The organism is Geosporobacter ferrireducens (assembly GCF_001750685.1).
In the GTDB taxonomy this organism is placed as follows: Bacteria; Bacillota; Clostridia; order Peptostreptococcales; family Thermotaleaceae; genus Geosporobacter; species Geosporobacter ferrireducens.
Map to the genome: position 1 here is coordinate 3,662,025 of NZ_CP017269.1, position 14,146 is coordinate 3,676,170.

12 protein-coding genes are annotated in these 14,146 nt (G+C 39.4%); 10 read left to right on the forward strand and 2 right to left on the reverse strand.

Annotated features, from left to right (window positions below; translation table 11 throughout):
- Positions 1-68 precede the first annotated feature (68 nt).
- The 6 genes from Gferi_RS17120 to disA all read left to right on the forward strand — a co-directional run bounded on the left by Gferi_RS17120 (position 69) and on the right by disA (position 8,163).
- A complete protein-coding gene (locus tag Gferi_RS17120; protein ID WP_069978608.1) occupies positions 69-2,531 on the forward strand; it encodes an ATP-dependent Clp protease ATP-binding subunit in 2,463 nt (820 codons plus the stop codon).
- 142 nt (positions 2,532-2,673) lie between these two features.
- Entirely contained in the window at positions 2,674-3,114 is a 441-nt protein-coding gene (locus tag Gferi_RS17125) for an ACT domain-containing protein (protein WP_069978610.1), read from the forward strand.
- Positions 3,115-3,198: 84 nt separating this feature from the next.
- Complete coding sequence (gene thrC, locus Gferi_RS17130) at positions 3,199-4,251, forward strand: threonine synthase (RefSeq protein WP_069978612.1); 1,053 nt, start codon at positions 3,199-3,201, stop codon at positions 4,249-4,251.
- Between the two features lie 4 nt (positions 4,252-4,255).
- Positions 4,256-5,149: a homoserine kinase gene (gene thrB, locus Gferi_RS17135; RefSeq protein ID WP_069978613.1), complete on the forward strand. Its 894-nt coding sequence runs from the start codon at positions 4,256-4,258 to the stop codon at positions 5,147-5,149.
- Positions 5,150-5,467: 318 nt separating this feature from the next.
- Positions 5,468-6,856 carry a DNA repair protein RadA gene (radA, locus tag Gferi_RS17140; RefSeq protein ID WP_069978614.1) on the forward strand — a complete coding sequence of 463 codons (1,389 nt, stop codon included), beginning with the start codon at positions 5,468-5,470 and terminating at the stop codon, positions 6,854-6,856.
- A 254-nt stretch (positions 6,857-7,110) separates the two neighbouring features.
- A complete protein-coding gene (gene disA, locus Gferi_RS17145) occupies positions 7,111-8,163 on the forward strand; it encodes a DNA integrity scanning diadenylate cyclase DisA (RefSeq protein ID WP_334292702.1) in 1,053 nt (350 codons plus the stop codon).
- Positions 8,164-8,401: 238 nt separating this feature from the next.
- Here disA and Gferi_RS17155 read toward each other — a convergent pair whose 3' ends face one another.
- Positions 8,402-8,797 (reverse strand): nucleoside triphosphate pyrophosphohydrolase family protein, encoded by a 396-nt coding sequence (locus tag Gferi_RS17155; RefSeq protein WP_069978622.1) that lies wholly within the window; start codon positions 8,795-8,797, stop codon positions 8,402-8,404.
- 284 nt (positions 8,798-9,081) lie between these two features.
- Here Gferi_RS17155 and Gferi_RS17160 point away from each other — a divergent pair, with 284 nt between their 5' ends.
- The 3 genes from Gferi_RS17160 (at position 9,082) to ispD (ending at position 11,768) form a co-directional block, all read left to right on the forward strand.
- Entirely contained in the window at positions 9,082-9,558 is a 477-nt protein-coding gene (locus tag Gferi_RS17160; protein WP_069978624.1) for a CarD family transcriptional regulator, read from the forward strand.
- Between the two features lie 179 nt (positions 9,559-9,737).
- The gene (locus tag Gferi_RS17165) at positions 9,738-10,859 is read left to right on the forward strand and encodes a PIN/TRAM domain-containing protein (protein ID WP_069978626.1); all 1,122 of its coding nucleotides are present in this window, start codon (positions 9,738-9,740) and stop codon (positions 10,857-10,859) included.
- 216 nt (positions 10,860-11,075) lie between these two features.
- Positions 11,076-11,768 carry a 2-C-methyl-D-erythritol 4-phosphate cytidylyltransferase gene (gene ispD, locus Gferi_RS17170; RefSeq protein ID WP_069978628.1) on the forward strand — a complete coding sequence of 231 codons (693 nt, stop codon included), beginning with the start codon at positions 11,076-11,078 and terminating at the stop codon, positions 11,766-11,768.
- 41 nt (positions 11,769-11,809) lie between these two features.
- On the opposite strand, the gene hprK is transcribed toward ispD, so the two are convergent.
- Entirely contained in the window at positions 11,810-12,721 is a 912-nt protein-coding gene (hprK, locus tag Gferi_RS17175; protein WP_069978630.1) for an HPr(Ser) kinase/phosphatase, read from the reverse strand.
- A gap of 475 nt (positions 12,722-13,196) precedes the next feature.
- On the opposite strand from hprK, the gene Gferi_RS17180 reads away from it, so the two are divergent.
- On the forward strand, positions 13,197-14,144 hold the full coding sequence (locus Gferi_RS17180; RefSeq protein ID WP_069978632.1) for a sugar-binding transcriptional regulator: 948 nt from the start codon (positions 13,197-13,199) through the stop codon (positions 14,142-14,144).
- The last annotated feature ends 2 nt before the right edge of the window (positions 14,145-14,146 follow it).

Genomic DNA, 14,146 nt, shown 5'->3' on the forward strand with positions numbered 1-14,146 from the left:
TATATTGTTGGATTTTTCTTAGAAAGATAATAATAAGGATGATTTTCATTGTTACGGAGGTGTGATATATGGCTATGTTTGGAAGATTTACAGAGAGAGCACAGAAAGTTATTCTGTTGGCTCAGGAGGAAGCTCAGCAGCTGCGGCACAACTATGTGGGCACAGAGCATCTGCTGGTAGGATTAGTAAAAGAAGGAGAAGGAATCGCAGCTAAGGTTTTGACGAGCATGGGAGCCAGCTTAGAACAGTTAAAAGAGAAAATAGAGCAGGTAATTGGTATAGGGGAAGAAGAGGGGACACAATTATTAGGGTTTACGCCTAGAACCAAGCGGGTATTTGAGTTAAGCTTTGCAGAAGCCAGGAGGTTAGGACACAGCTATATAGGTACCGAACATTTACTTTTGGGTTTGATACGAGAAGGGGAAGGAATAGCGGCAAAGATACTGGTGGATAGTGGTGTGAACTTGGCAAAAGCCAGGGAAGAGATCATGAAGATGTTAGGCAATCCCACACCACGTGATGGAGAAGCACCTGCTTATGAGACTACTGGAAAAACTACGACGCCCAGCCTAAATGAATATGGGCGAGATTTAACAGAAATGGCCCGGGAAGGAAAACTGGATCCAGTGGTAGGCAGAGAAAAAGAAATTGAAAGGGTTGTACAGATTCTCAGCAGAAGGACAAAAAACAATCCATGCCTAATTGGAGAGCCGGGAGTAGGAAAGACGGCAGTTGCAGAGGGTTTGGCCCAGCGGATTGTAGAGGGAAATATTCCGGAAATTTTACGAAACAAGCGGGTTGTTACTTTAGATTTAGCCTCTATGGTGGCCGGTGCCAAATATCGGGGAGAATTTGAAGATCGATTGAAAAAGGTAATGGAAGAACTCAGAAAGTCTGGCGATGTCATTCTCTTCATTGATGAAATGCATACAATCATTGGAGCAGGAGCAGCAGAAGGGGCTATAGATGCTTCTAATATTCTAAAGCCTGCTTTAGCCAGAGGAGAACTGCAAGCCATAGGTGCGACTACTTTAGATGAATACCGAAAACATATAGAAAAAGATCCTGCTTTAGAGCGACGATTCCAACCGATTACGGTGGAAGAGCCTTCGGTAGAGGAGACTATACAGATTCTAAAGGGCTTGAGAGATCGTTACGAAGCCCATCACCGTGTAAAGATTACAGATGAAGCATTACGCGCTGCGGCAGAATTATCCCATCGATATATTACTGACCGGTTTTTGCCGGACAAGGCGATTGATTTAATTGATGAAGCAGCATCCCGTGTTCGGCTGCAAACAGTGACACAGCCGCCGGAGTTGAAGGACTTGGAAGAAAAATTGGAAGAACTTTCGAAGGAGAAAGAAGAAGCGATTAGCGCGCAGGATTTCGAAAGGGCCGCACGTGTGCGAGATCAAGAAAAGAAGATACGGGAGGAGCTTCATAACCGAAAGAATAACTGGAAGACTACAACGAATCATCAAGAAATGGTTGGGGAAGAGGAAATCGCTCATATCATCTCACAGTGGACTGGGATACCTGTAAAAAAATTGGCCCAAGAGGAATCGGAAAGGCTGTTAAATATTGAAACAATACTGCATCAACGGGTAATTGGACAGGAGGAAGCAGTAAAAGCTGTTTCCAAGGCTATTCGAAGAGCACGAGTAGGCTTAAAGGATCCAAAACGTCCTATTGGCTCCTTTATATTCTTAGGTCCCACAGGGGTAGGAAAAACAGAGTTATCAAAAGCCTTGGCGGAAGCAATTTTTGGCGATGAAGACGCTATGATCCGTATTGATATGTCGGAATATATGGAAAAGCATACCGTATCCCGCTTAGTTGGTTCTCCTCCAGGGTACGTAGGCTATGATGAAGGGGGTCAATTGACCGAGAAGATAAGAAGAAAACCCTATTCTGTTATTTTGTTTGATGAAATAGAAAAGGCCCACCCGGATGTTTTCAATATTCTGCTGCAAATCCTAGATGATGGCAGGTTGACGGATGCGAAGGGGAGATTGGTAGATTTTAAAAATACCATCGTAATCATGACTTCCAACGTAGGTGCGCATACGATTAAGAAGCAAAGAACTTTAGGTTTTTCAGGTATAGAACAAGACGAAAAGCAAAGTGCCTATGAGAAGATGAAAGAAAATATTATGGATGATTTAAAGCGAACATTTAGACCGGAATTCTTAAATCGAATTGATGACATCATTGTATTCCATGCGTTGGAACAAGAACATATTCAGCAGATTGTAGATCTTATGGTAGGGGATCTGGCCAAGCGTTTGAAGGATCTGGATATCCAAATTCAAGTAGATGAAGCAGCCAAAAAGCTGCTGGCTGAAAAAGGCTTTGACCAAGCCTTTGGTGCAAGACCTTTAAAACGAGCGATCACCAAAATGCTGGAGGATGAATTATCAGAAGAGATGCTGCGGGGAAATATCTCCAAGCATGATGAAATTGTCGTTGAGGCGGAGAATGATCGTCTTGTATTTCACAGAAAGCGAGCAAAAGCTTCAATAAAATAAAATCTTATAAATGGCAGGCAGTATGTCTGTCATTTTTTTTGCAAAAGATATTGTATACACGAAAGAAATATGATAAGATTATCCCTATAGTTTTCATATGAGATACAAGTGTATTAATTTGACGGACAAAAGGAGTGAGGGCATGGCGGATAAGAAATATTTGATTATTGATACGGAGATTCTTCCAGAGGTCTATGAAAAGGTATTGGAAGTAAAAGAAATATTAAGAACAGGTCGTGCCAAGGGGATAACGGAGGCTGTGCAGATGACAGGAATCAGTAGAAGTACTTTTTATAAATATAAAGATTTTATTTTTGCATCCTCTGAGGGAACAAAAGGTCAAAAAGTAACCATTACCTTACTTTTAAGTCATGCCCCCGGAGTTTTATCGAATCTCTTAAATAAGCTTGCCTTTTGGAATGTCAATATATTAACCATCAATCAGGATATTCCCATCAACAATATTGCAAATGTAAGTATCACTTTCGATATTTCGGAAGCAAAAACAGGAATTGACGATTTGATGGAAGGATTGAGAGGCATAAAGGGTGTAGTAAAGGTTGAACTCATTGCAATGGAATAGAGAGGAGTAATCAATCACAGATTTATAAAAGAACTGGCAGTCAATTTTTATGAATAAGATTATAAAGTTGGGAGAGAGTGCAACATGAGATGGCAAGGTTTAATCAATCATTATCGAGAATATTTACCAGTAGGTCCGGAAGTAGAGGCGGTTACCCTTTGTGAAGGGAATACACCTTTAATCAGAGCAACCAATTTGGAAAAGGAAATGGAAGGATTAGAAGTCTATTTAAAATACGATGGTTTAAATCCTACCGGATCTTTTAAGGATCGGGGTATGACGATGGCCGTGACAAAGGCGGTAGAAGCAGGTGCGAAAGCGATTATTTGTGCCTCTACAGGAAACACCTCAGCAGCAGCAGCAGCCTATGCGGCGAAAGCAGGAATTCGTTGTATAGTAATTATTCCGAATAAAAAAATAGCCATGGGGAAATTGGCTCAGGCTATTGCTTATGGAGCTGAAATCATTGCTATAGAAGGGAACTTTGATGATGCTCTTCGTATGGTAAAGGAAATATCTGAGAAACATCCGATTACTTTAGTAAATTCAATTAATCCTTATCGGATTGAAGGACAAAAAACCGGTGCCTTTGAAATTTGCGATCAGTTAGGTGATGCACCAGATTATTTATCGATCCCTGTTGGAAATGCAGGAAACATTACAGCCTATTGGAAAGGATTTCAGGAGTATCAGGAAAAAGGCAAGAGCGGTGCACTGCCAAGACTCTTAGGGTTTCAGGCGGCCGGTGCAGCTCCGATTGTGGAAAATCGTGTTTTTGAGAACCCAGAGACAGTTGCAACAGCCATTCGTATTGGAAATCCAGCCAGCTGGCAGAAGGCAGTGGCGGCACTGGAGGAATCCAAGGGTATGATTCATAAGCTTACAGACGAAGAAATTCTAGAAGCTTATCGTATGATTGCCAGTAGAGAAGGGATCTTTGCTGAGCCGGCTTCTTGCATTTCAGTAGCGGGAATCTATAAGTTGCATCAGGCAGGACTTTTGGAAAAGGGTAAAAAGGTAGTATGTATCCTAACTGGAAATGGACTAAAGGACCCGGATATTGCAGTAGAGATGGGTGGAACGTTTAAAGCTTTAGAAGCAGATTTTGAAACCATCGAAAAGGCAATTATAGGTTAAGCTTATGGAACAGAAAAAATTCACTATAAGAGTGCCTGCTACTACCGCTAATCTAGGTCCTGGTTTTGACAGCATGGGTATGGCGCTTCAGATTTATAATGAGATTGAAATAGAACAGATATCCAATGGAATCGAAATTCATGGATTTAATGGACTCCCCTTAAGTGAAAATCTGGTATATACTGCTATGGAGAAGGTTCTAACACGATATAAAAGAAAAGCAGAGAGTATACGCATTGTAGGAAAACAGTTTGATATACCTATGAGCAGAGGATTGGGCAGCAGTGCGGCTTCCATTGTAGCAGGGATACTCATTGCCAATCATTGCATGGATCGGATATTGAGCGTAGAAGAGATCATAAACTTAGGGACGGAAATGGAGGGCCATCCAGATAATATTGTGCCTGCGGTTTTAGGTGGGTTGACTATATCGATCATGGATGGGGAGAATGTGGTTTACTCAAATGTAAGTATCCCAAGGAAACTGCAATTTGCGGTCATGGTACCGGAATTCAAGCTGTCTACCCATGAGGCTAGGAGTGCTCTACCTTCAGTCTACGAAAAGAAAGATTGTATTTTTAATATATCACGGGCAGCTTTGCTGGTAGCGGCTATGCAAAGGGAAGAACTGGAAAAACTGCGCGCTGCCACCGGTGACAAAGTGCATCAGCCCTATCGTGCACCTTTAATCCAGAATATCTATGAGATCTTTCAACAAGCGAATGACTTTGGATCAAAGGCAGAAGTCATCAGCGGTTCTGGCTCCACCTTATTAGCTATGGTGGAGAGAGAAAATAAAGATTTTAAGGAAAAAATGGAAAACTATTTAAATACTCTGCCAGGCGGATGGAAAATCCATATGCTTGAGGCAGACGAAAAGGGTGCTGTAGTTTATTAAATCATTGATGGCGCATTTGTTTCATATAAATATGTGATTGAGAAGTTTAATTTTATTATCTGATTGTCGTAGGGGCAGGCCTTGTGCCTGCCTGTTGTATTTTTTGAATCAACAGCATCGGTGCCTTGTGGATCATATCATAATGTTTTTTTATTATACAGTCTGTATACATTTCAGACCCGTTTTTGTGGTGATTGACGCTTTGGAAATGAAAGTATAAAATCAGTATAGATAGGATATAGTTCTAATAACTATAGAGATCCTAACAAATTGCTGTACGAATCAGTTTATTATAGAGAATGATTGTGGGAGGATCAGATGGCGAAAAAAGTAAAAAGCGTTTTTGTGTGTCAAAGCTGCGGTTACGAAAGTCCAAAATGGATGGGACAATGCGTTTGTGGGGCTTGGAATTCTATGGTAGAAGAATTAGAGGCCAGCAGCAGTGCAATTTATAAAAAATCAGCAACCATAACCAGTTCTGTCAAACCACAACCTATTAAGGAAATCAAATCGGGCTCTTATGATCGTTTAGATACGCATATAGGAGAGCTCAACCGGGTGTTGGGAGGTGGATTGGTCCAGGGTTCATTGACGCTGATATCGGGAGAGCCTGGAATTGGAAAATCCACATTGATCCTCCAAGTCAGCAGCGTTATTGCAGAGAAATACGGAACAGTACTCTATGTGTCCGGAGAGGAATCCGAAGAACAAATCAAAATGCGGGCAGAGCGGCTGAATGCCCTTTCTGACCGACTGTTGGTTGTATCGGAAACCAATGTAGAGGTTATTGAGGGGTACATACAGGAGTTTAACCCTGGATTTATCATTATAGACTCTATTCAAACCCTATTTAAGCCAGAATTGACATCAGCACCGGGAAGTGTTTCGCAAGTCCGTGAATGTGCCAATCATATTATGCACATTGCAAAGACAAAAAACATTCCCGTGTTTATTGTAGCCCATGTAACAAAAACTGGAGAGCTGGCAGGGCCAAGAATACTAGAGCACTTAGTAGATACAGTACTTCATTTTAATGGGGAAAGAAGCCAAGAATTTCGCGTGATCCGTGCGCTCAAAAACCGTTTTGGAACGACCAGTGAAATCGGTGTTTTTGAAATGAAGGAAGAAGGCCTGATTGAGGTAGCCAATCCATCAGAAATGTTTCTAGAAGGCCTTACACCGGATGTGGATGGTGCGATGGTGATTGGCGGATTAGAAGGGAGCAGGCCATTGCTTCTTGAGATTCAAGCCCTGGTAGCACCGACCAGTTTAGGATTTGCAAGGCGGACGGCAATTGGTGTAGATGTAAATCGCCTGAATCTAATTATTGCAGTATTAGAGAAAAAAGTAGGACTCCCTTTAACCAATCAAGATGTATATGTAAATGTGGTAGGCGGATTAAAACTGGAAGGAACCTCTGCGGACTTAGGGCTGGCTTTAACCATATTTTCCAGCATGAGAGGACTTCCGATTCCGACTACCACTACCCTTGCTATTGGAGAAATCAGTCTAACGGGAGAGTTAAGACCTGTAGCTAATGCGGAGAAAATTGTGAAAGAAGCTGCAAAAATGGGTTTTTCAAAATGCATATTGCCGGCTAAGAATTTAAAGAAGCTCCAGATTCAGGAGCCTATTCAACTGATAGGAGCTCATTTTCTGAAGGATGCTATAGAAAGTATGTTTTTCAGTAAGGAGCACCCTTTTTAGTTTGGTGTAAGCATTTATACTTTAAACAAGAAAATATAAGACATTGTGTGAGCGGCAAAAATAGCACATTTATGGCCTTATTTTCTTAAGTAGTCTTTTTCTGAATAACAAATTAATTAATATAATTTTATCAAAATGACGAAAACACCTTTAAAGGAAGATGCGGGTATACTATAATAGATAGGGCATAGGAAAAAGAGACTGGGAGGTCAATGGGATTGGTGCGAGAAGATAGAGTAAAGGAAGACGGAATTATGGAATCCCTAAGGATTCTTGCTCCTGGCACACCGCTGCGGGAAGGTTTGGAAAATATTCTTAAGGCAAAAACCGGGGGATTAATTGTTGTCGGTGACAACGAAGATGTAATGAGTCTTGTAGATGGCGGGTTTGCAATAAATATCGACTTTTCTACAGCATATATATATGAATTGGCAAAAATGGACGGAGCAATTATCTTAAGTTCTGATGGAAAGAGAATTCTGTACGCGAATACCCAGCTGATTCCGGACCCTTCAATTCCGTCATCAGAGACTGGAATTCGACATCGAACAGCAGAAAGGGTAGCACGGCAGACTGGGCTAATGGTACTATCTATTTCTCAAAGAAGAAATATTATTACCCTCTATAAAGGTTATTCCAAGTATGTACTACAAGATACAAATAAGGTATTAACAAAAGCCAATCAAGCGATTCAAACCTTAGAAAAATATAAGAAAGTATTAGACCAGTCAATGACGAGTCTTAGTGCTTTAGAATTTGAAGATCTCGTAACTATCCATGATGTAGTTACTGTTCTTCAACGTACAGAGATGGTAATGCGGATTGTTACAGAGATAGATAAATATATTTGCGAACTAGGCAATGAAGGCCGACTGGTTAACATGCAGTTGGAAGAGCTGTTAGACAATGTAAGAGAAGATGGAAAGTATGTCATCGAAGATTATCGTGTCCATGGAGAAGGTTTAGATTATGCAGTCATCACAAAGCAAATAAAAAACTTATCCTCGGAAGAATTGCTGGACCTGTCGATTATAGGCAAGATATTAGGCTATAGCGGAGGTTTAACACCTCTTTTAGATACCCAGGTGTCTCCAAGAGGTTATAGAATTCTAAATAAAATTCCAAGACTGCCAATGTCCATCATACAAAATGTAGTGCTGCATTTCAAAGATTTCCAAAAGATATTAAAGGCATCTATAGAAGAATTGGATGATGTAGAGGGGATTGGAGAGATACGGGCTAGAACGATAAAAGAAGGGCTGAGGCGGGTGCAAGAACAGGTAATTATGGATCGGCACATAAGATAAAAAATGAACTATATAAGTTACAATAAAGCTATTACAACGCTGTGTGAGATAGTGGAGTCATGGGGACGGTTCCTCTGGCACAGATGGTTTCTATGTGCCTGAGAAACTGTCCTGGCGTAGCGGATGTAACCTATTTATTGCAACTTATATATACTTGTTTACAAAAAATAAAACAACACCAAGAAGCCATTGGTGTTGTATATTTTTGCAGATGGTTCACGGGAAAAGCCATGCTTGCTTAATAGAGGCTGTATTTACCTAAAGTATCGATATTTTTTAATTGGTTTTTTAGGATATCATCTAGCTCTAATTCCAAAGTATTACAGAGCGCTGCCAGATAGAACAAATGGTTGCCGATTTCTTTTTCGATTTTATCCCTACATACATCACAAGGGGCCCCGTTAAGGTGAGTACTCATATAACCATGTAATTCTTCATAGGAAGCATCATCGGGGATGTTTTGTTTTTCAGCGCTGATTTTAATACAGCCACAGCTAGTAGCTGATTTTACGACAGCTCGGTTAACCTTTGCGCAGCTTTCCTGATATTTAGTGACCACATCCAATATACTTTTGTGGCGAACGAGTACCTTTGAGACAGAATCTTGAAATTTGTTAAATGTTGTGGAATCCATTCTTTGAACCACCTCTATACCATATTTTATCTGTTTCACGTCTATTTTAGCATAGAATATTAAAAAGGGAAAGGCCAATCGATAAATTGTTCAGGTAAATCCATTTGCAGTTTTTTCCTCGTATAAAAAGTAAATACAGGTAAACAAAAACCTAAAATAAAACTTAAAAAGTAAGTTGACAATAAATACGCGCTGTGATAAAATATTAATTTAAACTTGACAAAACTTGGATTTTCCTATATACTTATAACCAGGCAATGTAATATTTTAGGAGGGTTTGTTAAATGTTTAATATCGGTGATAAAGTTGTTTATCCTATGCATGGAGCGGGTATCATTGAAGCGATAGAGGAAAAAGAGATCCTTGGAAAGAAGAGAAAATATTACATCATGAGAATGCCTTTGGGAGATATGAAGGTAATGATTCCACTTGATACGGTTGAGGATATAGGAATTAGAGAGATTATTTCTCTAAGTGAAGTAGACCAAGTGATCGCAGTTTTGAGCGATGACATTTCAAAAATGCCGTTGAATTGGAACCGGCGCTATCGTGCCAATATGGATAGAATCAAGAGTGGAGACATCTACGAAGTAGCTGAGGTAGTAAGAAACCTAATGCTGAGGGATCGAGAGAAGGGATTATCTACAGGAGAACGAAAAATGCTGAGCAATGCAAAGCAGATTTTGGTCAGCGAAATTGTCTTAGCAAGAGGAATTGAGGAAAAAGCGGCAGAAGAATTAATAAACGATGCGGTTCAATAAGGATAGGGCTATATGAAGCGTCATTGTGACGCTTCTATTTTATGTCAGGAACCGAGAATTCAGAAACTTAAGACCAATGCCCTGAATCTTATTTATGAAAACCTATTGAAATACCTGATTATTTAGTTATAAAATAGAACTAGCATGGTTATACTGCTAAGATAGGAGGTGGAATATGGATGTTCAACAAAATTATTAGAGGAGCATTAACTCTGGCAGGTGCTTCTGCAGGGTATGCAACAGCCGTATTACTGACAAAGCTTGTAGGTATGCAGCAGTTTATAGAGGTGCCTGAGATTACGCCTATTATGGAATTCGTTATTTATGGTATGGGTGCATTCGCCGGTGGAATCATATTTTTTATTATTACTCCATGGCTGATGGAGAAAGGCTTAAATTCAGCCAACTGGGTTGAAGGAGAATTACAAAAAATACCGACCACTGACATGGTCATTGGATCTCTTGGACTCATCATAGGCCTCTTTATCGCCTATTTAATAAGCCAAATTTTAATGGGAATACCGATACCATTTTTAGGAACAATCCTCTCTGTACTCTTATACATCTTTTTAGGATATCTAGGTGTGAGCATTGCTACCAAGAAGCGGGATGACCTGTGGAATTTAGCAGCCCTCTTCAAGAAAAGCGGGGTAGGGAAGGATAAAGCAAGCGCAAAAAAGGAATATAAAAGTCAGCCCAAAATTTTGGATACGAGCGTAATCATTGATGGTAGAATCGCTGATATTACCCAAACAGGTTTTGTAGAAGGACCTATTGTGATACCTGAGTTTGTTCTGGAAGAGCTTCGTCATATTGCAGATTCATCGGATAGTCTAAAGCGAAATAGAGGACGCCGGGGATTAGATATTCTAAACCGGATTCAAAAAGAACTCCAGGTAGAGGTTCAGATTACAGATAAAGATTTTGAAGATGTTGCAGAGGTTGATATCAAGCTTTTAAAGCTGGCCCAATTTATGGGAGGGAAGGTAGTAACCAATGACTATAATCTAAACAAAATTGCAGAGTTACAAGGGGTGCCGGTCCTGAATATTAATGAATTGGCCAATGCGGTGAAGCCGGTGGTGCTGCCTGGTGAAGAAATGATTGTCCAGGTTATTAAGGAAGGAAAAGAATCAGGACAAGGAGTCGCATATCTGGATGATGGCACAATGATTGTAGTAGAAGGTGGAAGAAAACATATTGGTGAAACCATGGGAGTTCTAGTAACCAGTGTACTGCAGACAGCGGCAGGAAGAATGATCTTTGCAAAACCTAAATCAATGGCTGATAAAACGGCATAATATAATACGTTATTATTATGAAATAAGAAAGCCCGGTAAGAACCAGGCTTTCTTATTTTTGATGAAAACTCATAAAAAAGTGGAATAAGTGAAGCAAATTGTGTAAAATGAAAAGGGCTTCAAGTATTTATTACCAGGTTGGAAAAGGGATATTCATAATTTATAGGTTTTTTGGATAACCCTATAGATAAGTATACGAAAAGGAGTTACAGATAGATGAATTCAGCCATTATACTAGCTGCAGGAAAAGGGTCGCGGATGAAAGCAGAGTTAAACAAGCAGTATTTGGTTTTGAAAGATAAGCCAATTATTGCCCATACAATAACTGTATTTGAGAATTGCCCACTCATCGATGAAATTATTTTAGTGATCAATCCAGAGGAAGAAGAAATTTGCAAAAAAAGGATTTTAGACCGTTTTAAATATAAAAAGATAACAAAGCTTATCGGCGGAGGTGCTGAAAGGCAGCGATCGGTACATAATGGCCTCAATGTTGTAGATCCAAGATCTCAAATTGTACTTGTACATGATGGCGCCCGGCCTTTGGTTACTTCAAAGATTATTGAGAGATGTGTCAAGGGAGCGCAAGCATTTGGTGCCGTATCCGCCGGTGTACCTATCAAAGAAACGATTAAAATTATGACAAAAGATCGGTTTGTACAATATACACCAAAAAGAGAAGATGTATGGATCACGCAAACACCACAAGCTTTTCAGCTTGAAATCATTAAAAAAGCCCATGACTTTGCTATCTTACATGAAATTTTAGGTACGGATGATGCGATGTTGGTAGAACACATGGGAGAGAAGGTTAGGATGGTAGAAGGGGATTATGAGAACATCAAAATTACTACTCCGGAGGATTTAATTGCAGCTGAAGCTATTTTGGGATATAAACGAAGATTATGAAAAAGGGCCAAAAATTTCTGCTGAATTTTTGGCCCTTTTTATTAACCTTGGCTCAGGCTCTTAATCCTTTCATCCAGAAGCCTTGCAGTATTATAGCCCATAACATTTTGCCGATAGTTAAGTGCCGCTATTTCAATGATCACGGCGAGATTTCTGCCTGTACGGACAGGGACTACAATCTCAGGAATTTGAACACCCATAATTTCACGGTACTGGTAAGTGTCTCCAACACGATCATAATAGGTGTCTTCGTTCCAAGGTTCCAAGTGGATGACCATTTCAATAGATTTTTGTATGCGAATAGCCTGCAAACCAAAAAGGGACTTTATATCCAGGATGCCAATCCCTCTTATCTCCAGCAGGTGCTTTGTTAGTTCCGAGCCTGTACCTACCAAGGTATCTGGACTCGGTTTTTTAATGATTACATTATCATCGGCGATGAGAAGATGTCCATTTTTAATAAGGGCCAGTGCTGTTTCACTTTTGCCGATTCCACTCTTGCCAGTGATCAATACACCTACACCAAATACGTCTAATAAAACCCCGTGGTAGTTTGTACTTTCTGCCAATTCATGGAGCAAATAGGAGGTAAGATTTACATTTAGGATAGAAGTGGGAGTTTGAGTTGTTAGGAGCCATCGGTGATATTTTTTTGCAGAACTTGTAATTTCTACAGGGGCGCAGTTGCCATGAGTAATAATAACACAGGGTATTTCATGAGCTAGAAGAGTTTTTGCAGATTTCTGTTTTTTTCCAGGGGAAAGACTTTGAAAATAACTGGTTTCTGCATTGCCTAAAATCTGAATTCTTTTTTCAGCAAAATATCCATAAAATCCTGCCAGCTGTAAACCACATCGATTTAATTCATTCTCTGTGACGAATAGGTCCGCATCTCCCTCATTACAAACATCCAAATTAAACTCTCGGATGATTTCCTGTATCTGTACACTCATACACAAACACTCCTTTACTTAAAATGAGATTTATTTCTTAAAAAATTCTAAAAATTTTTCTATAAAATTGACATCAAATTCACAATGTCATTTGTTCAGAGTTATATATAATTGAAATTATGTAAAAATAAAATTTTTTAAAATAATAATTATAGAGAATTATATCGTGAACAACGAATGATTGCAACTTGATGTACCTACGTCATTTGTTGCGCCTAATAAAGAGAAACTAGGTAAATAAGAGCATATTCATACTTTTCTTATAGCATGAATGAAAAAGAAAATAAATGCTTCAGGATAGCAATAGATAGAGTAGAATGACAAACAATAAATATGTGATTCGCTGGTTAATAAATAGACAAAGTATGTAATTAAGCACGATTGACTAGTACGAAAATTTAGAATATAATAACATAAGAAAAAATGTGCAACATAAGAACAAATGTAAAAATAACAAAGAATAGGGGCATATTTAATGAAAAAAATCGTTGGAGATATTCGTTTGATGGTTAAATGCTGCATTTTATATTATGAAGAAGATATAGGACAGCAAGAAATTGCTAAGCTTCTAGGGATCTCCAGACCTACCGTATCTAGACTATTAAAGGAGGCCAAAGAAACTGGCATTGTCAAAATTGAGATTGACCGTGGCTATCAATCAGATTACCAACTGCTTGAAAGAAAACTTGAAAAATATTTAGGGCTGAAGGAAGTCATTATCGTAGAAGATAAGCTGGATGCAGCAGGACAAAAGCTTGAGTTAGCCAATGCTGCTGCAAAATATCTTGAACGGACGGTCGCCAATGGAGATGTCGTCGGTGTCTCAATGGGGACAACAATCAAAGAAATTACTCAATATGTGAAAAATACCAGCAACCTTCAAGTAACCTTTGTACCGCTCATTGGTGGTGTAGGGCAGATTGGTATTGATATTCATCCCAATCAAATTGTACTGGAGCTGGCAAAGGCCTTTGGTGGAAAATTTTCATTGCTCCATGCACCGGCAGTGATATCCGACGTAAGTATCAAATCTAATCTACAGGATGAAAAAGGCATCAAGCATATTTTGGCAGATATTCAGCGAACCAATATTGCAGTCGTAGGAATTGGGGTGCCTACAGATAAGCGATCCACTATGATGGCTACCGGATACTATGACGAAATGGATATGAAGGCATTAAAAGAAAAGAAAGCGGTTGGAGATATTTGTTTGCAGTTTTATGATATCAATGGAAATACGGAGCCCTTTGAATTTAATGAAAGAGTATTTGGCATAGAAATAGCGCAGCTAAAAAATATTGATAAAGTAATTGGGGTAGCCGGTGGAGAAGAAAAAACGAAAGCGATCCTGGGTGCCATACATGGAAAGTATATCAATGTGTTGGTGACGAATTATAGCTGTGGTAAAAAACTCTTAAAGTAAAG